The 17,646-nt window shown below is 61.7% G+C and carries 19 protein-coding genes; 16 read left to right on the forward strand and 3 right to left on the reverse strand.

Annotation, left to right across the window (positions count from 1 at the left end):
• Window positions 1-2: 2 nt before the first annotated feature.
• The 9 genes from PG879_RS12075 to ttcA all read left to right on the forward strand — a co-directional run bounded on the left by PG879_RS12075 (window position 3) and on the right by ttcA (window position 8,101).
• Window positions 3-182: a CcoQ/FixQ family Cbb3-type cytochrome c oxidase assembly chaperone gene (locus tag PG879_RS12075; RefSeq protein ID WP_010674775.1), complete on the forward strand. Its 180-nt coding sequence runs from the start codon at window positions 3-5 to the stop codon at window positions 180-182.
• Complete coding sequence (gene ccoP, locus PG879_RS12080; protein ID WP_039040785.1) at window positions 182-1,171, forward strand: cytochrome-c oxidase, cbb3-type subunit III; 990 nt, start codon at window positions 182-184, stop codon at window positions 1,169-1,171. The genes PG879_RS12075 and ccoP overlap by 1 nt, the downstream gene beginning before the upstream one ends.
• A 113-nt stretch (window positions 1,172-1,284) precedes the next feature.
• Window positions 1,285-1,773, forward strand: a complete 489-nt coding sequence (locus PG879_RS12085) for a FixH family protein (RefSeq protein ID WP_010674777.1) — start codon at window positions 1,285-1,287, stop codon at window positions 1,771-1,773.
• Between the two features lie 88 nt (window positions 1,774-1,861).
• On the forward strand, window positions 1,862-4,258 hold the full coding sequence (locus tag PG879_RS12090; RefSeq protein ID WP_104453287.1) for a heavy metal translocating P-type ATPase: 2,397 nt from the start codon (window positions 1,862-1,864) through the stop codon (window positions 4,256-4,258).
• Between the two features lie 82 nt (window positions 4,259-4,340).
• Window positions 4,341-4,547, forward strand: a complete 207-nt coding sequence (gene ccoS, locus PG879_RS12095; RefSeq protein WP_041211434.1) for a cbb3-type cytochrome oxidase assembly protein CcoS — start codon at window positions 4,341-4,343, stop codon at window positions 4,545-4,547.
• On the forward strand, window positions 4,531-5,217 hold the full coding sequence (locus tag PG879_RS12100) for a sulfite exporter TauE/SafE family protein (RefSeq protein ID WP_143237551.1): 687 nt from the start codon (window positions 4,531-4,533) through the stop codon (window positions 5,215-5,217). The genes ccoS and PG879_RS12100 overlap by 17 nt, the downstream gene beginning before the upstream one ends.
• A gap of 68 nt (window positions 5,218-5,285) precedes the next feature.
• Window positions 5,286-6,041, forward strand: a complete 756-nt coding sequence (locus PG879_RS12105; protein WP_010674781.1) for an FNR family transcription factor — start codon at window positions 5,286-5,288, stop codon at window positions 6,039-6,041.
• A 136-nt stretch (window positions 6,042-6,177) separates the two neighbouring features.
• Window positions 6,178-7,125 carry a universal stress protein UspE gene (gene uspE, locus PG879_RS12110; protein WP_039040780.1) on the forward strand — a complete coding sequence of 316 codons (948 nt, stop codon included), beginning with the start codon at window positions 6,178-6,180 and terminating at the stop codon, window positions 7,123-7,125.
• Between the two features lie 67 nt (window positions 7,126-7,192).
• Window positions 7,193-8,101 (forward strand): tRNA 2-thiocytidine(32) synthetase TtcA, encoded by a 909-nt coding sequence (gene ttcA / locus PG879_RS12115; RefSeq protein WP_010674783.1) that lies wholly within the window; start codon window positions 7,193-7,195, stop codon window positions 8,099-8,101.
• A gap of 71 nt (window positions 8,102-8,172) precedes the next feature.
• Here the strand turns inward: ttcA and PG879_RS12120 are convergent, their stop codons facing one another.
• Both PG879_RS12120 and PG879_RS12125 read right to left on the reverse strand, forming a co-directional pair.
• A complete protein-coding gene (locus tag PG879_RS12120; protein ID WP_041211435.1) occupies window positions 8,173-8,835 on the reverse strand; it encodes a DUF2987 domain-containing protein in 663 nt (220 codons plus the stop codon).
• A gap of 60 nt (window positions 8,836-8,895) precedes the next feature.
• Window positions 8,896-9,651 carry a hypothetical protein gene (locus PG879_RS12125; protein ID WP_042017089.1) on the reverse strand — a complete coding sequence of 252 codons (756 nt, stop codon included), beginning with the start codon at window positions 9,649-9,651 and terminating at the stop codon, window positions 8,896-8,898.
• Between the two features lie 246 nt (window positions 9,652-9,897).
• Between PG879_RS12125 and PG879_RS12130 the strand changes: the two genes are divergently transcribed.
• The 7 genes from PG879_RS12130 to PG879_RS12160 all read left to right on the forward strand — a co-directional run bounded on the left by PG879_RS12130 (window position 9,898) and on the right by PG879_RS12160 (window position 16,673).
• Entirely contained in the window at window positions 9,898-10,515 is a 618-nt protein-coding gene (locus tag PG879_RS12130) for a glutathione S-transferase family protein (RefSeq protein WP_039040777.1), read from the forward strand.
• Between the two features lie 246 nt (window positions 10,516-10,761).
• Complete coding sequence (rbsD, locus tag PG879_RS12135; RefSeq protein WP_010674787.1) at window positions 10,762-11,181, forward strand: D-ribose pyranase; 420 nt, start codon at window positions 10,762-10,764, stop codon at window positions 11,179-11,181.
• A 35-nt stretch (window positions 11,182-11,216) separates the two neighbouring features.
• Window positions 11,217-12,746, forward strand: a complete 1,530-nt coding sequence (rbsA, locus tag PG879_RS12140; protein WP_052814800.1) for a ribose ABC transporter ATP-binding protein RbsA — start codon at window positions 11,217-11,219, stop codon at window positions 12,744-12,746.
• Window positions 12,743-13,711, forward strand: a complete 969-nt coding sequence (gene rbsC, locus PG879_RS12145) for a ribose ABC transporter permease (RefSeq protein ID WP_041211438.1) — start codon at window positions 12,743-12,745, stop codon at window positions 13,709-13,711. The genes rbsA and rbsC overlap by 4 nt, the downstream gene beginning before the upstream one ends.
• Before the next feature lie 30 nt (window positions 13,712-13,741).
• Window positions 13,742-14,617, forward strand: coding sequence for a ribose ABC transporter substrate-binding protein RbsB (rbsB, locus tag PG879_RS12150; protein WP_010674790.1), 876 nt, complete (start codon window positions 13,742-13,744; stop codon window positions 14,615-14,617).
• Window positions 14,618-14,715: 98 nt separating this feature from the next.
• Entirely contained in the window at window positions 14,716-15,648 is a 933-nt protein-coding gene (gene rbsK, locus PG879_RS12155) for a ribokinase (protein ID WP_010674791.1), read from the forward strand.
• Complete coding sequence (locus PG879_RS12160) at window positions 15,648-16,673, forward strand: substrate-binding domain-containing protein (RefSeq protein WP_103261890.1); 1,026 nt, start codon at window positions 15,648-15,650, stop codon at window positions 16,671-16,673. Before rbsK ends, PG879_RS12160 begins: the two co-directional genes overlap by 1 nt.
• Window positions 16,674-16,762: 89 nt before the next feature.
• Here PG879_RS12160 and PG879_RS12165 read toward each other — a convergent pair whose 3' ends face one another.
• Window positions 16,763-17,557 carry a hypothetical protein gene (locus PG879_RS12165; RefSeq protein WP_155488285.1) on the reverse strand — a complete coding sequence of 265 codons (795 nt, stop codon included), beginning with the start codon at window positions 17,555-17,557 and terminating at the stop codon, window positions 16,763-16,765.
• Window positions 17,558-17,646: the final 89 nt, after the last annotated feature.

Below are 17,646 nucleotides of genomic sequence, written 5' to 3' on the forward strand. Positions count from 1 at the left end.
ATATGGATTACGGCACATTTCGCGGCCTGTACACCCTGCTGCTGATGGTCATCATGATTGGCATCATCGTCTGGGCCTACAGCAAGCGCCGCAAGGCTTCTTTCGACGAGGCCGCCAACCTGGTTTTTGCCGATGACGAGCAACCCAGTGCTGATAACAAGAACGCAGGAGCGAAGCAATAATGAGCACTCTGTTTAGCATTTTTGTGACCGTCATAAGCCTTGGCACCATTCTCGGCTGCTTCCTGCTGCTGGCCTGGTGCATGAAGGACAAGATGGGAGCCGAAGAGGGCAAACCCATGGGTCACACCTTCGACGGCATCGAGGAGATCAACAATCCCCTGCCGAAGTGGTGGTCCTATATGTTCCTCTTCTTCATCGTCACCGGGCTCATCTACCTGCTCGCCTTCCCGGGCCTTGGCAACTTCAAGGGTCTGCTGGGCTGGCAGAGCTCCAACCAGGATGTGCGTTCCCTGGCCGAGTCCAAGGCGGCGGCCGAGTCTGCCAAGGCCGAAGGACGCGCGGTGGAATACGACCGGGAACTCGCCAAGGCCGACGAGATCTACGGCGCCAAGTTCCGCGAGCTGACCTATCAGGCTGACGGCAAGAGCTACAAGGAGATCACCGAGATCGCCAAGGATCCGGAAGCCCTGAAGGTGGGTCAGCGCCTGTTCCTGCAAAACTGTTCCCAGTGTCATGGCTCCGATGCCCGCGGTGGTCGCGGTTTCCCAAACCTGACCGACAGCGAATGGCAGTGGGGCGGCGCACCCGACCAGATCAAGACCACCATCATGGGCGGTCGTCAGGGGATCATGGCCGCCTGGGGCGAGATCCTGGGTCAGGACGGGGTGAAAGAGGTTGCCTCCTATGTGCTGAGCCTCTCCGGTCGTAAGGTTGATCTGGTGGAAGCCAAGAAAGGGGAAGCACGCTTTGCCATGTGCGCCGCCTGCCACGGTCCGGATGCCAAGGGCGGCATCGCCTTCGGCGCACCGGATCTCACCAACAACATCTGGCTCTATGGCGGCTCCCGTCAGGTGGTCGAACAGACCATCACCCACGGGCGCCACGGCGTGATGCCGGCCTGGAAGGACATTCTGGGGGAAGACAAGGTACATCTGCTCGCTTCCTACGTTTACAGCTTGTCCCACAACGATCGGCAAAATCAGCAGTAACATGTGATAAGCACGTGATTAATCAGCAAAAAGCCTCGACTCTTCGAGGCTTTTTGCTATCTTGTGTTGGCTGAATTACCGCCATTTCGTTAACCATTTGTTTCGGTAGCATCATGACTCAACCCTGGTATCGCCAATTCTGGCCCTGGTTCATCATCGCCCTCCCCTGCGCCGCCGTGGTAGGCAGCATCGCCACCGCCATCATTGCCAGCAAGGATGGGGTCAACCTGGTGGCGGAGGACTACTACAAGCAGGGCAAGGAGATTAACCAGGATCTCAGCAAGTTCGATCGCGCCGAGGCGCTCGGCATCCGTATCGCCCTCAATGTCAGCGACAAGGAGCTGACGTTAAATCCACTGTCCGGGGATTTCCCCCTCGGGCAGGCACTGCACCTCTCCCTGTTTCATCCCACGTTGGCGGGCCTGGACAGCGAACATCTGCTGACGGCCGATGGCAAGGGAGTCTATCGCCTGATGCTCGACAAGCCCCTCACCGGCAAGTGGCACGTGCGGGTCGATGCCTTCAACCATGAATGGCGCCTCCAGGAGACGGCACAACTGCCGACTCAGGCAGCGATTGAGCTCGATCCCAAGGGACGTTGAATCACGAAGGCAGGGTGATCGGCACGCCGGTCAGCCGCCCTTCTCCCCGACCCGGCCTGCAGGGCTGCATCAAAGAGGGATGATCACCATGACCGGCTGTTTTCACTGTGGTGAACCGGTTCCCACTGGCAGTAACTTTACTCTCGAGATCAAAGGCATCGCTCAGCCGATGTGTTGCCCTGGCTGTCAGGCCGTGGCACAGACCATTCTCGAATGCGGCCTCGCCAGTTATTACGAACACCGCACCGCTCCCGGCATCAAGGGGGAACTGGTGCCCGAAGAGCTCGCCGCCCTCACCCACTACGATCTGGCGGAGGTGCAGCAGGAGTTCGTCACCGACACCGGTACGGGTCGCGAAACTACGCGCGAGATCCAACTGACGGTGGAAGGTTTGACCTGCGCCGCCTGTGCCTGGCTCATCGAGCGGCACCTGATGACCCTGCGCGGTCTGCGTTACATCAACGTCAATACCACCACCCATCGCGCCCGCATCAAGTGGGATCCGGCCCAGCTCTCTTTGAGCGACATTCTCAAGGGCTTTGCCAGGGTCGGCTATCGCGCCTATCCCTTCCAGACTCATCAGCAGGAAGCGCTCTACGCCAAAGAGGTGCGCAGCTACATGTTCCGCATGGCGCTGGCCGGCCTTGGCTCCATGCAGGTGATGATGTGCGCCGTGGCACTCTACATGGACCTCTTCATCAGCGTGGAAGAGGAGTTCATGATCTACTTCAAGTGGATAAGCCTTCTGCTCTCCACCCCCATCATGATCTACTCGGCCCAGCCTTTTTACGTGGGGGCATGGCGCAGCCTGAAGCAGGGGCACCTCTCCATGGATGTTTCGGTGTCGCTGGCACTGATCGGCGCCTTCGTCGCCTCCATCTGGGCCACGGTCTTCAACACGGGTGAGGTCTATTACGACTCCATCACCATGTTCGTCTTTTTCCTGCTGTTGGGCCGTCTGCTGGAACTACGAGCGAGGCGCAAGGCGTCGGAGTCGAGCTCCAACCTGGCGCGTCTGGTGCCCATCATGGCGACCCGCATCGATGATGACGGCGAACACGAGGTGGCCGCCAAGACGCTGCGAGTCGGAGACAGGGTGCGGGTACTCGCGGGGGCCACCCTGCCGGCAGACGGCATCGTCACCTTGGGCCAGGCCAGCCTCAACGAATCCATGCTGACTGGCGAACAGTTGCCTCTGCTCAAGCAGGCCGGGGATCCCGTCTATGCAGGCACCATCAATACCGATGCCCCCCTGGAGATCCGGGTCAGCCATCCCATTGAAGAGTCGCGTCTGGCCCAGATCATGCGCCTGCAGGATCATGCTCTGGACGACAAGCCCGCCATCGCCCAACTGGCGGACGTGCTGTCGCGCCACTTTATCCTGGTGCTCCTGATCATTGCGGCCGCGGTCTGGACCTTCTGGCATTTTCATCAGCCCGAGCGGGCCTTCTGGGTCACCCTGGCGGTGCTGGTGGCGACCTGTCCCTGCGCCCTCTCGCTGGCCACCCCGACCGCACTGACCTCGGCCACTGCCAACCTGACCCGCAGCGGCATCCTGCTGCGCCGCGGCCACGTGCTGGACATTCTGACCCGGGCCAACCGCATCGTGATGGACAAGACGGGAACCCTGACCACGGGCAACATCAGCCTGGTGAGCACCCAGCCCCTCGGCGAGCTCGACGCAGCCCGCTGCCTCGCACTCGCCCATGCCCTGGAGACCTACTCCGAGCACCCCATCGCCCGTGCGTTTCGAAGCAAACCACTGGCGGACGGGGTGCCGCTCGCCGCCAGCGACGTCACCCCCGTCATCGGCCACGGCGTGCAGGGAGTAATTGAGGGCAAGCATTACCGCATCGGCAGTGCACGCTGGCTCGAACTGGCGCAAGAAGAGAATGCCGCTCAAGGGCTGACCATCTATCTGGCCGATGAACACGGACTACTGGCCCGTTTCATCCTGGCCGACACGCTGCGCCCCGATGCCGGTGCACTGATCCAGGCCTTCAAGGAGGCAGGCCTGCAAACCACCATTCTCACCGGCGACGGTTCGGACCAGGCGGACATGCTGGCCCGTGAGCTGGGGGTCGATGAGCTGGTAAAAGGGGTCACCCCGGACGGCAAGCTGGCCTATCTCAAGGCCCGGGAAGCGGCCGGGGATATCAGCATCATGGTGGGAGATGGCATCAACGACGCCCCTGTGCTGGCCGGCGCCCACGCGTCCTTTGCCATGGCGGGGGGCACGGATCTGGCCAAGAACAGTGCCGACGCCATCCTGCTGGCCGACGATCTCTCCCGTCTGCTGGCCGCCCGGGCCCTGGCCCTGCGCACTCGCAAGATCATCAAGGAGAACTTTGCCTGGTCCATCGGCTACAACCTGCTTGTGCTGCCGCTGGCTGCAAGTGGCTGGCTCCCCCCTTATCTGGCGGCTGCTGGCATGTCCCTGAGCTCCCTCATCGTGGTCACCAACTCCATGCGGCTCAACCGGTGAGCAGCCATCTGGCATCCTCCCGGGTGGCGGCACCTCTTGCCTCGCCGGGTTATCATCCCCCTTTCACCACAGGGTCCGCGCCATGAACATTATCTTCGTCCTCATCCCCATCGCCATCCTGTTCGTTGTCATTGCCGGCGCCGTCTTCTTCTGGGCCATCCGCTCCGAGCAGTTCGAGGATCTCGACAGGCAGGGCTCCAACATCCTGTTTGACGAGGAGCAGCGCCCCTTGCCCCCCTCTGAACAACAAGCAGAACAGGAAAACAGGCCCCATGACCAGCAGCCTTGACCTCATGGGCGCCCTGCTGGTCGGGCTTGCCGGTGCCGGCCACTGTATCGGCATGTGTGGCGGCGTGTCCGCAGCGCTCTCCATGGCCATACCTGCCGAGAAGCAGCATTTTTGGGGCAGGCTCGGTTATCTGCTCAACTACAACCTGGGGCGCATCCTGAGCTATGTGCTGGCGGGCGCGCTGGTGGGCGGCTTGCTCGCCACCACCACGGAGATAGGCGCTGGCAAACACGCCCTGGCAGGGCTTCGCCTCATCGCCGCCCTGCTGATGATAGCGCTCGGCCTCTACTTGGCTGGCTGGTGGCATGGCGTCTTGCTGCTCGAGCGCATCGGTGCGAAGTTCTGGCCTCTCATCAAGCCGCTGGCAGGCAGGTTTCTCCCGTTTACATCAGCCAGGCAGGCCCTCCCCTTTGGCATGGTCTGGGGCTGGCTCCCTTGCGGCCTCGTCTACTCCATGCTGACCTGGAGCGCTGCCGCAGGCTCCGCAAGTGGCGGGGCACTCATCATGCTCTTTTTCGGCCTCGGCACCCTGCCGACCCTGTTTGCGCTAGGGGGGCTGGCAGACCGATTGCGCTACTGGCTCACCCTGCGCAGCCTGCGCCTTGGGGGCGCCTTGCTGCTTATTGCCTACGGGATCCACACCCTCTGGATCGGGATGGCGTCCTTTTGAAACCCTATCCAAAGCGGATGAGATGGTGGTAAACTTGTTTGATATAAATCAATTATTCATTTGAGCCTATGATCCCGGACAAGAAACCTGGCAGACGTATTCAGAGCGGTGGCTGTGCAATTCATTGCCAGGATTGCAGCATCAGCCAGCTCTGCATCCCCTTCACCCTGAACGATAACGAGCTCGATCAGCTCGACAGCATCATCGAGCGCAAAAAGCCGTTCCAGAAGGGTGAAGAGTTGTTCAAGGCCGGCGATGAGCTCAAGTCGCTCTATGCCATACGTTCCGGGACCATCAAGTCATACACCATCACCGAACAGGGTGACGAACAGATCACCGCCTTCCACCTCGCCGGTGATCTGGTCGGTTTCGACGCCATCCACAAGCAGGCCCACCCCTCCTTCGCCCAGGCGCTGGAAACCGCCATGGTGTGCGAAATACCGTTCGATGTGCTCGACGACCTCTCTGGCAAGATGCCCAAACTGCGCCAGCAGATCATGCGGCTGATGAGCAACGAGATCATGGGCGACCAGGAGATGATACTGCTGCTCTCCAAAAAGAACGCCGAAGAGCGCCTCGCTGCCTTCCTGCACAATCTCTCGGTTCGTTTCTCCGAGCGCGGCTTCTCCGCCAAGGAGTTCCGCCTCTCCATGACCCGTGGAGACATCGGCAACTACCTCGGTCTCACCGTCGAGACCATCAGCCGCCTGCTGGGCCGTTTCCAGAAATCCGGTCTCATCAGCGTCAAAGGCAAATACATTACTGTACTGGACAACGTTGCCTTGGGCGTCATGGCCGGAGCCACTCGTCCTCCCTGCGGTTAATCCCCGTTTATTCCCTTTTTTGCCGGATCGGATCACCCTGAAATTTGATCCGGCACACCTTGCCGTCTCCCCCCTTGGACTAAGCTGTAATAGCTAAAGAGTTGCCATCATTGGCCTTTTTACCAAGGAGGAGAACATGGTCAAGTACCGAAACATTCTGGTGGTGATCAATCCCGAGGAGGAGCGCCAGATCGCGCTCGAGCGCGCGGTCAAGGTCGCCGAGCTGGATGAGGGCGCCCAGCTGACCCTGCTCCTGACGATTTACGACTTCTCTTACGAGATGACCGCCATGCTCTCGGCAGACGAGCGGGAAGAGATGCGCCATGGTGTCATCGCCCAGCGTCGGGAGTGGCTCGACGAGATCCTAACTCCCTATCGGGCCAGAGGGCTGGAATGCGAAGTGAAAGTGCTTTGGCACAACCGTCCCTTCGAGTGCGTCATTCAGGAAGTACTGGAACAGCGTCACGATCTGGTCGTCAAGGCGACTCACAAACACTCCTTCCTGCAAACCTTCATCTTCACCCCCACCGACTGGCACCTGCTGCGCAAATGCCCCTGTCCGGTTCTGCTGGTAAAAGAAGGGCACTGGCAACGGGGGGGCAACCTGATTGCCGCCATCAACTGCTCGAGCGATGACAAGGAGCAGAAGGTGCTTAACGAGCGGATCACCCGCGAGGGGATCGCCATCGCCGAGCTGCTTGGTGCCAGTCTCTATCTGGTCAACACCTACCCGGGCACCCCGGTCAATGTCGCCATCGAACTGCCAGAGTTCGATCCCAACGCCTACAACGATGCCATTCGCAAACACCATGAAGATCTGCTGCGGGAACATGCCGATCAATTCGGCATCAACCACATGTGGACCAAGGTGGCGGAAGGCTTGCCGGAGGAGGTGCTGCCGGACATGGCGGACGATCTGAATGCCACCCTGATGATCATGGGATGCGTCGGCCGTACCGGCCTCTCTGCCGCCCTGCTTGGCAACACCGCCGAGCACGTGGTGGACAGGCTCAACTGCGACATTCTCATCCTCAAACCCGACGATTACAGCTGCCCTGTGGATGACAGGCGTCATCCTGCATAAGCGTTTCTTGCCCTCCCCCGGGACATGGCTATAATAAGCCGCTTATTTTTGTCCCGGGTTTGAGGCCATGCTAGAAGAGCTTAACGCCAAAGAGAAATACAGTTTCAACAAGCTGCAGAAACGTCTGCGGCGCAACGTGGGCCAGGCCATCGCCGACTTCAACATGATTGAAGAGGGTGACAAGATCATGGTCTGCCTGTCTGGCGGCAAGGACAGCTTTGCCATGCTCGACATCCTGATGAGCCTGAAGGCCAGCGCCCCCATCCATTTCGATCTGGTGGCCGTCAACCTGGATCAGAAGCAACCCGGCTTCCCCGAGCACGTGCTGCCCGAATACCTGAGCACTCTCGGCATCGACTTCAAGATCGTGGAAGAAGATACCTATTCCATCGTCAAGGAGAAGGTACCGGAGGGCAAGACTACCTGCGCGCTCTGCTCCCGCCTGCGCCGCGGCATTCTGTATCGCACCGCCCAGGAGCTGGGCTGTACCAAGATCGCCCTTGGCCATCACCGTGACGACATCCTCGAGACCCTGTTCCTCAACATGTTTTACGGTGGCAAGCTCAAATCCATGCCCCCCAAGCTGGTGAGCGACGATGGCAAGAACGTGGTGATCCGCCCCCTGGCCTACTGCAAGGAGAAAGATCTGGTGCGCTATGCCGAGGTCAAGGCCTTCCCCATCATCCCCTGCAACCTGTGCGGCTCCCAGGAGAACCTGCAGCGCCAGGCCATCAAGCAGATGATGCAGGAGTGGGATCGCCGCTTCCCAGGCCGTCTCGAGACCATGTTCACCGCCATTCAGGACGTGATCCCGAGCCACCTGCTCGATCACCAGCTGTTTGACTTCAAGAGCATCAATCGCGACTCCGGCATCATCGACGGTGGCGACAAGGCATTTGATCCGCCCGAGCTGCCCAAGGCGCCGCTGCTGGACATCGACGAGATGGACATGCTGGACGTGATTGAGGTGCGCTAAGCCCCGTCACCCACAAAAAAGGAGCGCCAGGCGCTCCTTTTTTCATTCTGGCAATCTGCGGACTCGGGTCGCTACTCCTTGTGTAGCCAGGGGGTCAGGCGCAGGATCTCCCCTTGCAGTTGCAGCTTGCCCTGGGCAAACCCCTTCAGCTGCGCATTGCTGAGCAGCAGTTGCCCCTGCTGCCAGGAGACGGCCTCCTGACGGGCACCCTCCACAAGGTAGGCTGTGCCTGCGGGCGCCACCATGGAGATCCGCACCCCTTCCATCTTGGGCAGGAAATACTGGCCGACCATGCCGGCCATCTTGTCGAGCAATCGCTGCATCTGCTGCTGACGCGAGACAAGTTCGGCCAGCGGCACCTCGGGTGTGGCGGGGGCGTCAGCCATCACCTGTACCGACAGATCACAGGCGGCGTGGGCCTCGGTGAGCCCCACCACCACGATCGCCTTGTCGAGGTTGAGATCATCGTCATAGGGCAGACGCAGTTCGCCATCCACCGTGACCTCGGCGGGCACATCCCTGTCCGGGGTCGAGACCCGGGCCGAGGTGAGCCCGCAGCGCCGACCGTTCTGTTGACTGGCCAGATAAAAGCCCAGTCTGGCGTGGCCAAATTCCCCCTTGGCGAAGGTCTTCATCTGGCTGTAGAAGGTGCCGTAGTCGAGTTCAAGGGACGGCTCAGCCTGTCCCAGCATGGGCATCAGCAGGAGCGCCGCCATCCCGTATCGCTTGTTCATATGCCATCCTTTTGCATCATGCTCCGGGCGGGTCGACACCGGCTGACCCCTGGTATTCCATTATGCGTTGAAATGATCCGGGCCCTGCCCGTCGTTGCCACTGGCAACCTCGGTCACTTCGACTGCCACCCCACACAGATCCCGGTAGAGAATGCCCTTGCAGTTGAAGTAGAGCGGCGCCACCCAGATAAGTCCCAGCCCCATGGGGATGAGCGCCAGGAAGAAGAGTGCCAGCATGACCCCGTGCAGCAGCACTATGCTGGGCCAGCCCCGGGCAAAGAGCTTGAGGGAGACCAGAATGGCCTGAGCCGGGGAAAGACCGCGCTCCAGCACCAGAGGTACGGTAAACACCAGCCCCATGCCCACCAGGGCGGAAGGGATGAAGGCCAGCATCACAGGCACACCCAGCAGCTCGAACAGGGGTCCAAACAGGCTGGTGATGAGGCTGCCGAGCAGACTCAGGCTGCCCAGGCGCAGGAAGTGGCGGAAGAAGTCGAACACCTGGCTCGGCCGGGCGCGTACCCCCACCGACTGCTGCAACCCCAGCATGTCGAGGGAGGAGGTCATGGGTGACATGATCACCGTGACCAGCAGGCTCAGGATCAGGGCCATATCCATATCCCCTCCTTCACGGGCGACATAGGGCGTCAGCAAGGTATTGCTCAGCAGGATCCAGATTGCCATGACCCCGGCGATGGCCAGCGCCAATCCGAAACCGGTGCGACGAGTCTGTTGCCACCCCTCTTTCAACACCCCTTGCAGGTCCAGACGATATCCCTGGCTGAGGGACTGTTCGAGGGTTCCACCGATCCGCATTCTATTACTCAATTGACTGTCCAACATTCACTGACGACTGATCCAAGGTGGCACATTATAGCGGTTTGAACCGGCATGCGTAGCCGTTTTTCCTGTTATCTTCCGTTCAGAAAGCCATTGATACCAAAGGCCTTGCAGCCCTACTTGATGAAGTTCCCCTCACCCTTGGCCCCTCTGTCCAACGATGGCGCGCGCTGGCGGACGAGATGTCCACTGGCTCTTCTCTCTCACACAAGGAAAACGGTCATGTCCGAACTGACGCTCTATCTTGCCCCGGGTACCTGTGCCATGGCGGTACGCATCGCTCTGGTGGAGGCCGGTGCCCCTCACCTTGTCAAGCGCCTGGATCTGGCCGCTGGTGAACAGCGCAGCCCCGACTACCTCGCCATCAATCCCAAGGGGCGAGTCCCGGCACTGGTGACGGAGCATGGCGTGCTGACCGAAACACCGGCTCTGCTGCTCTACGTGGCCCAGCGTTTTCCTAACGCCGGGCTGGCCCCATTGGATGACCCCTTCCTCCTGGCCAGGATGCAGGAGGTACACAGTTTCCTCGTCTCCACCGTCCATGTCGCCCATGCCCATGGACGCCGTCCCGGCCGCTGGGCCGACGATGAACAGGCCATGGCTGCCATGCAGGCCAAGATGCCCCAGAACATGCGCGATGGCTTTGACCAGATTGAGCGCCACTATCTGGCCGGCCCCTGGGTACTGGGGGAGCGCTTTAGCCTGGCCGACATCTACCTCTTCGTGATTGCAGGCTGGCTCGAGAGCGACGGGGTTGCCATCAGCGAGTTTCCCAAGGTGGCGGATCACTATCAGCGCATGCTGGCCCGCCCCGCAGTGCAGGCGGCGCTCGCCCTCTGATCTCCTCGCGCCGGGTACGCCTTTTTGTGCGGGCAACATCCGGCGACGCCTCTCAGACGGGGTGCTCTTATGGCACCCGTTTCTTCTGAAATTGCCCTGTCACTGAGATCGTTTTCACATTTTCGTCATCACTGCCTAGACCCGTTAACGGTTAACACCTATCTTTCGCCCTAATGACGAAACCGGTTGCGTAACCGATTGCCCAACTCAATATTCATATGCGGTCCCAGGCCGCCGAGGTGCTGTATGAAACGAGGCAAGCTGCTCAATGCTCCCTTAAGCGCGCTGGTCGCGCAGATGGGCCACACCGACGAGATCACCGTCTGCGACGCTGGCCTGCCCATTCCGGCAGGCCCCGAGCGCATCGATCTGGCGCTGATGGCGGGCACCCCCAGCCTTGAAACCGTACTGACCGCCCTACTCACCGACCTGGTGGTGGAGAAGGTGATCATGGCAAGCGAGATCAAGCAGATCAGTCCCGCCGCCCATCAGGCGCTGGTGGATCAGCTGGAGGCCCACGCAGCCGCCCAGGGCAAGCCCATCACCATCGAGTACTGCCTGCACGAAGCGTTCAAGGCTCGCTCCTGCCAGAGCAAGGCTATCGTGCGCAGCGGCGAGGTGACTCCCTACGCCAACCTGATCCTCTGCGCCGGTGTGGCGTTCTGAATTCTTCAAAGAAGGCCTCTTCAAGGAAGCTGCAAATGAGCACAACCTCCCCCCTCTCACCCATTCTGGAGCTGACCGGGATCGTCAAGACCTTCCCCGGGGTACGCGCCCTCGACGAAGCGGGCCTTCGGGTCTATCCGGGCCAGGTGATGGCCCTGCTCGGCGAAAATGGCGCTGGCAAGTCGACCCTGATGAAGGTGCTGACCGGCATCTACCAGGCCGATGCGGGCTACATCAACTATCGCGGCCAGCCGGTGCACTTCAAGGGCCCCCGCGACTCTCAGGATCAGGGGATCAGCATCATCCACCAGGAGCTGAACCTGCTGCCGGAATTGTCGATTGCCGCCAATATCTTCCTCGGCCGCGAACCGCGCACCCGTTTTGGCAGCATCGACCACAAGCAGTTGCGTGAGCGTGCCAGCGGTCTGCTGGCGCGACTTGGCGTCAAGCACGGCCCGGATACCCGACTCGGGGATCTCTCCATCGGTGAACAGCAGATGGTAGAGATCGCCAAGGCGCTGTCGTTCGATGCCAGCGTCATCATCATGGACGAGCCCACCGATGCGCTGACCGACACCGAGACCGAGCAGCTCTTCACCGTCATTCGTGAACTGCGCGAGCAGGGCTGCGGCATTGTCTACATCTCCCACCGCCTGAAAGAGATCTTCGAGATCTGCGATCGGGTCACCGTGCTGCGGGATGGCAAGTGGATCGGCGAGCAGGCGGTGAGCGATCTCGATGAAGACAGGATCATCGAGATGATGGTGGGCCGCCGGCTGGAAGAGCAGTACCCACGTCTTGAGCGCGAGCTTGGCCCGGTTAGCCTGCAGGTGAACGATCTGGCTGGTCCCGGCGTGCGCGGGGTGAGCTTCTCCCTGCGTCAGGGGGAAATTCTGGGCTTTAGCGGCCTGATGGGCTCCGGCCGCACCGAGCTGATGAAGCTCATCTACGGTGCCAGCCCCATCAGCGCTGGCCAGGTGACGGTGGATGGCCACGCCCTGGTACCCAGAAGCCCGGCCGATGGTCTGGCCGCTGGTATCGCCTATATCTCCGAGGATCGCAAGGGCGACGGCCTGGTGCTGGAGCTGTCGGTGCGCGAAAACATGAGCCTGTGCGCCCTCGGCGAGTTCATTCGTGGCGGTAAGATTGACGGCAAGGCCGAGCGCCAGGCGGTAGGGGACTATGTGCGTTTGTTCAACATCAAGACCCCGAGTCAGGATCAGCTGATCAAGCTCCTCTCCGGCGGCAACCAGCAGAAGGTGGCCATCGCCAAGGGGCTGCTGACCCGGCCCAAGGTGCTGATCCTGGATGAGCCGACCCGCGGCGTCGATGTCGGCGCCAAGAAGGAGATCTATCAGCTCATCAACCAGTTCAAGAAGGAGGGGATGAGCATCATCCTGGTCTCCTCCGAAATGCCGGAAGTGCTCGGCATGAGTGATCGCATTATGGTGATGCACGAAGGGCGCATTAGCGCAGAATTCAACACCCGCGATGCCAATCAGGAGAAGCTGATGGCAGCGGCAGTCGGTAAACAGTGGCAAGCAGAGCAAGAGGCAGCACAATGACAACCCAAACCCTTTCCCGCCGCGGCGTCATGAGCAAGGCCTGGTGGATCGAGAACAAGTCCCTGGTCGCGCTGCTGGTGCTGATCGGCGTGGTCTCCTTCCTGAGCCCCAACTTCTTCACCGCCGACAACCTGCTCAACATCCTGCGCCAGACATCGGTCAACGCCATCATGGCGGTCGGCATGACGCTGGTCATCCTCACCGCCGGCATCGATCTGTCGGTCGGCTCGGTACTGGCCCTGTGCGGCGCCCTGGCCGCCACCATGGTGGCCATGGAGCTGCCCATCGGCCTGGTGATCCCCCTCACCCTGGGGGCCGGCGCCCTGCTTGGCAGCATCAGCGGCCTCATCATCGCCAAGGGCAAGGTACAGGCCTTCATCGCTACCCTGGTCACCATGACCGCCCTGCGCGGCGTCACCATGGTCTACACCGAGGGGCGCCCCATTTCCACCGGCTTCAGTGACGGCGCCGATCACTTCGCCTGGCTCGGGACCGGCTACCTGCTGGGTCTGCCGGTGCCCATCTGGCTGATGGCCATCGTCTTCCTGCTGGCCTGGTACCTGCTCAACCACACTCGCCTGGGCCGCCACATCTATGCCCTCGGCGGCAACGAATCGGCCACCCGCCTCTCTGGTATCAATGTGGATCGGGTCAAGCTCGCGGTGTATGGTCTGTGCGGCATGCTGTCGGCACTGGCCGGGCTCATCGTCACATCCCGCCTCTCCTCCGCCCAGCCCACAGCCGGCATGGGGTACGAGCTGGATGCCATCGCCGCCGTTGTGCTGGGGGGCACCAGCCTGATGGGGGGCAAGGGCCGTATCATGGGTACCCTGATCGGTGCCCTCATCATCGGCTTCCTCAACAATGCCCTCAACCTGCTCGACGTCAGCTCCTATTACCAGATGATCGCCAAGGCCAGCGTGATTTTGCTTGCTGTGATGATCGATAACAAAAGCAACCGTTAACAAGCCACGCCACACACAAGGAATGAAATGATGAAAAAGCTCAATACCCTGCTCGCTGCCGCCATCATGTCCGTGCTGGGCACCGCCCAGGCCGCGGATCACACCCTGGCGATGGTGGTCTCCACCCTCAACAACCCCTTCTTCGTCACCATGAAGGAGGGGGCCGAAGCCAAGGCCAAGGAGCTTGGCTACGAGCTGGTGGTGCTGGACTCCCAAAACGACCCGGCCAAGGAGCTCTCCAACGTGGAAGATCTCACCGTGCGCAAGGTCAACGCCATCCTGATCAACCCGACCGACTCCGAAGCCGTGGGCAACGCCATTCGCCTGGCCAACAAGGCGAACATCCCGGTGCTGACCCTGGACCGCGGCGCAGCCCAGGGTGACGTCAAGGCCCACATCGCCTCCGACAACGTGGCCGGTGGCAAGCTGGCTGGCGACTTCATCGCCGAGAAGCTGGGCAGCGGTGCCAAGGTGATCCAGCTGGAAGGGATCGCAGGTACCTCCGCCGCCCGTGATCGCGGCGAAGGCTTCGCCCTGGCGGTCACCGCCAACAAACTGCAGGTGCTGGCCTCCCAACCCGCCGACTTTGACCGCACCAAGGGTCTGAACGTCATGGAGAACCTGCTGGCCGCCCATCCGACCGTGCAGGCAGTGTTCGCCCAGAACGACGAGATGGCGCTGGGTGCCATCCGCGCCGTGCAGGCCGCTGGCAAAGAGGTGATGATCGTGGGCTTTGACGGCACCGACGATGGCAAAGCCGCCGTGGCCAAGGGTAAACTGGCCGCCACCGTGGCACAGCAGCCTGCCCTCATCGGCGCCATCGGCGTGGAAACCGCCGACAAGGTGCTCAAGGGTCAACCGGTGGAAAAATCCATCCCGGTACCGCTGCAAATCGTCAACAAGTAAGTTGACGGGGGGAGGTTCGCCTCCCCTCTCTTTTTCCGCCAGTGCCGCCTGGTCTGGGTCCACCCAGACCAGGATGTACTCAACCAAGGGTGATAGGAATGAATCGTCTCGTAGTCCTCGGCAGCGTGAATGCGGATCATGTGCTGCGCGTCCCCCACTTTCCCCGCCCCGGTGAAACCCTGACCGGCCACAGCTATCAGGTCGTTCCCGGCGGCAAGGGCGCCAATCAGGCGGTGGCCGCCGCCCGCCTCGGCGCCCCTGTCTCCTTCATCGCCCGCATCGGTGATGATGCCATCGGCCACCAGATGAAAACCGGGTTTGCCAACGACGGCATCGATGTCAGCGCCGTCGAACTCGACCCCAGGCTCCCCACCGGCATCGCCATCATCTATGTGAGCGACGAGGGGGAGAACAGCATCGGCATCTCCGCCGAAGCCAATGGCGCCCTCACCCCGGCCGTAGTGCAAGGTCACGAGGCAATGATCGCCGCCGCCCACACCCTGCTGCTGCAACTGGAAGTGCCGCTGGAGAGCGTGCAGGAAGCGGCCCGTCTGGCTCGTGCCCACGGCACCCGGGTGGTGCTCAACCCCGCCCCCGCGCGCCCGCTCTCAAGGGATCTGCTGGCGCTGGTGGATCTCATCACCCCCAACCAGACCGAGGCCGAGCTGCTGACCGGCGTCAAGGTGACGGACGAAGCGAGCGCCCGGGAGGCTGCCACCCGCTTCCACCAGATGGGCATCGGTGAGGTGATGATCACCCTGGGGTCTCAAGGGGTCTATTGCAGCAAGGGGCAGAAACAGGCGCTCATGCCGGGTTTTCGGGTCAAGGCGGTGGATACCACGGCTGCCGGGGATACCTTCAACGGCGCCTTCCTGGCGGCCGAGCTCGCCGGCGCCGACTTTGACGCAGCCGTACGCTTTGCCCACGGGGCGGCGGCACTCTCCGTCACCCGGTTTGGTGCCCAGAGCTCCATCCCGAGCAAGCAGGAGGTCGATGCTTTCCTCCTTGAACAGACTGCGCAGGGGCACTGATGGCCAATATCAAGGAGGTGGCTGCGCTGGCGGGAGTGTCGACCACCACCGTTTCCCACGTCATCAACGAGACCCGCTTCGTGGCCGCAGAGACCCGGGAGCGGGTCTTCGCCGCCATGCGCGATCTCAACTATGCCCCGAGCCTGGTGGCCCGCAGCCTCAAGGTAAAGGAGACCAACAGCATCGGCATGCTGGTTACCACCTCCAGCAACCCCTTCTTCGCCGAGGTGGTGCGCGGGGTGGAGCGCTACTGCTTCGAGCAGGGTTACAACCTGATGCTGGGCAACACCGAAGGACAGGCCGAGACGGCGCTCTCCTACCTCAAGATGATGCTCAGGAAACGGGTCGACGGCCTGCTCATCATGTGCAGTGAAGGGCAGCAGGAGGTGTTCAACCAGCTCGACTGGCTCAAGAGCCTGCCGGTCGTGGTGATGGACTGGGGCATGGAGAATGGCGAGGTGGATCTCATCGCCGACAACTCCCATCGTGGAGGCTACCTGGCAACCCGCCATCTGCTGGGGCTGGGTCACACTGCCATCGGTTGCATCACGGGCCCCCACAGCCGCGCCCCGGCCAACCAGCGCCAGGCGGGTTTCGAGCAAGCGATGCAGGAGGCCGGGCTCACCGTCAATCCGGGCTGGATCCAGGAGGGAGACTTTGACTGCGCCAGCGGCGCCGCCGCCATGACCCGCCTGCTGGAGCTGCCAGAGCGTCCCACCGCGCTGTTTGTCTGCAACGACATGATGGCCATGGGGGTCATCAGTGCCGCCCATCAGGCAGGGCTGGTGATCCCCCGCGATCTCTCCATCGTCGGCTATGACAACGTGGCGCTGGCCCAGTTCATGTCCCCCCCGCTCACCACGGTCAATCAACCGAAAGAGGAGCTGGGCCGCCTCGCCGTCACCCGGCTGCTGGCGCGCATCAACGGCGAGCCCATCGCAAACCGCATGATCACCGTGGATCCGGACCTGGTGATCAGACACTCCTGCGCTCCCTTTTCCTCACCGGACAGCAAACCAGTTTAAGTGCCAGCAAGCAGCAGAAGGGCGGCCATGAGCCGCTCTTCTGTGTATTGTCTCCTTGGCATCGGCCCCGAGACTGCACAAGCCACCACTCAACTCAGCTTGAGATCATCCTCTTGCTGCGCCTCTCCCAGGGGAGCCAGGCGCAGCAGCCCCAGCGCCGTTGCCAACGGCTGGAGCAGCGCCTCGTACCCGGAGGGTGCTGGCAGCCAGTAGCGAATTGGCCAGCCCGCTTGCAGCAGTTCGGGGGCGCAGCTGCCAAGCTCGCTCAGCGCCAGCATGCAGCCACACTCGCGCATCTTCTCAAGCAGGGTGGCATCCGGTATCAGCGCAGGCAATGCCAGGATCAGTCTCCCCTGTGGCAAGGGGGGCAGGCTCGCCAGCAGAGGGGCCAGCTGGGCAGGCTGATGAAGCCTTACCAGCAAGGTGCCACTGCATGGCTCTTCTGTCAGCCATCGTGCCATCACGGGCCCAAGGACACCACGCTCTTGCATCCAGCCCACGTCACAGGGCTGCTGGCTCACCCGCCAGCGCAGGCTGACCGCCGTCACCGGCACGCCCTGCTCGTCTCTCATCGCCTCGCAGAGGGTCTCCAGGGGGGAAGGGGCGGCCCCCGCCAGCCATTCCCGCAATTGGTGCAGCTGCCGCTGGGCCATGTGGAGATCAGCCTTCATCGCACTCTGATACCACACCAGGGTGGTCCCCTCACGCTTGGCCTCGTTCAATGCCAATATGGCTTGCTCCAATAGCTCATCGGCATCCTCGCCACCCTCGCGCCTGGCCACTCCGAAGCGACACGCCAGATCAAAGCTGCTTTCCCGGGTCACAAACTCAAACTGCAACAGACTCACCTTGACATCCTCCCCCACCTTAGCGCTTCGCGTCACAGGAGGGGGATCCCCATTACTGGGTGATAGCTGCTCGCGCAGTACCGGGTTCCTGCTTCATCGGGCGGCCTGATTGCACCACGCCTCCA

Origin of the sequence: Aeromonas sp. QDB63 (assembly GCF_027707425.1) — a bacterium.
GTDB lineage: Bacteria > Pseudomonadota > Gammaproteobacteria > Enterobacterales > Aeromonadaceae > Aeromonas > Aeromonas caviae.

Bases quoted from the DNA above. Each gene is read 5' to 3' on its own strand.
- rbsC (WP_041211438.1), top strand. From the start codon at position 12,743: ATGACAACCCAAACCCTTTCCCGCCGCGGCGTCATGAGCAAGGCCTGG.
- PG879_RS12120 (WP_041211435.1), bottom strand. From the start codon at position 8,835: ATGAACAAGCGATACGGGATGGCGGCGCTCCTGCTGATGCCCATGCTG.
- uspE (WP_039040780.1), top strand. From the start codon at position 6,178: ATGGTCAAGTACCGAAACATTCTGGTGGTGATCAATCCCGAGGAGGAG.
- PG879_RS12090 (WP_104453287.1), top strand. From the start codon at position 1,862: ATGACCGGCTGTTTTCACTGTGGTGAACCGGTTCCCACTGGCAGTAAC.
- ttcA (WP_010674783.1), top strand. From the start codon at position 7,193: ATGCTAGAAGAGCTTAACGCCAAAGAGAAATACAGTTTCAACAAGCTG.
- PG879_RS12100 (WP_143237551.1), top strand. From the start codon at position 4,531: ATGACCAGCAGCCTTGACCTCATGGGCGCCCTGCTGGTCGGGCTTGCC.
- PG879_RS12160 (WP_103261890.1), top strand. From the start codon at position 15,648: ATGGCCAATATCAAGGAGGTGGCTGCGCTGGCGGGAGTGTCGACCACC.
- PG879_RS12075 (WP_010674775.1), top strand. From the start codon at position 3: ATGGATTACGGCACATTTCGCGGCCTGTACACCCTGCTGCTGATGGTC.
- PG879_RS12130 (WP_039040777.1), top strand. From the start codon at position 9,898: ATGTCCGAACTGACGCTCTATCTTGCCCCGGGTACCTGTGCCATGGCG.
- PG879_RS12105 (WP_010674781.1), top strand. From the start codon at position 5,286: ATGATCCCGGACAAGAAACCTGGCAGACGTATTCAGAGCGGTGGCTGT.
- rbsA (WP_052814800.1), top strand. From the start codon at position 11,217: ATGAGCACAACCTCCCCCCTCTCACCCATTCTGGAGCTGACCGGGATC.
- PG879_RS12085 (WP_010674777.1), top strand. From the start codon at position 1,285: ATGACTCAACCCTGGTATCGCCAATTCTGGCCCTGGTTCATCATCGCC.
- rbsB (WP_010674790.1), top strand. From the start codon at position 13,742: ATGAAAAAGCTCAATACCCTGCTCGCTGCCGCCATCATGTCCGTGCTG.
- rbsD (WP_010674787.1), top strand. From the start codon at position 10,762: ATGAAACGAGGCAAGCTGCTCAATGCTCCCTTAAGCGCGCTGGTCGCG.
- rbsK (WP_010674791.1), top strand. From the start codon at position 14,716: ATGAATCGTCTCGTAGTCCTCGGCAGCGTGAATGCGGATCATGTGCTG.
- ccoS (WP_041211434.1), top strand. From the start codon at position 4,341: ATGAACATTATCTTCGTCCTCATCCCCATCGCCATCCTGTTCGTTGTC.
- PG879_RS12125 (WP_042017089.1), bottom strand. From the start codon at position 9,651: ATGCGGATCGGTGGAACCCTCGAACAGTCCCTCAGCCAGGGATATCGT.
- ccoP (WP_039040785.1), top strand. From the start codon at position 182: ATGAGCACTCTGTTTAGCATTTTTGTGACCGTCATAAGCCTTGGCACC.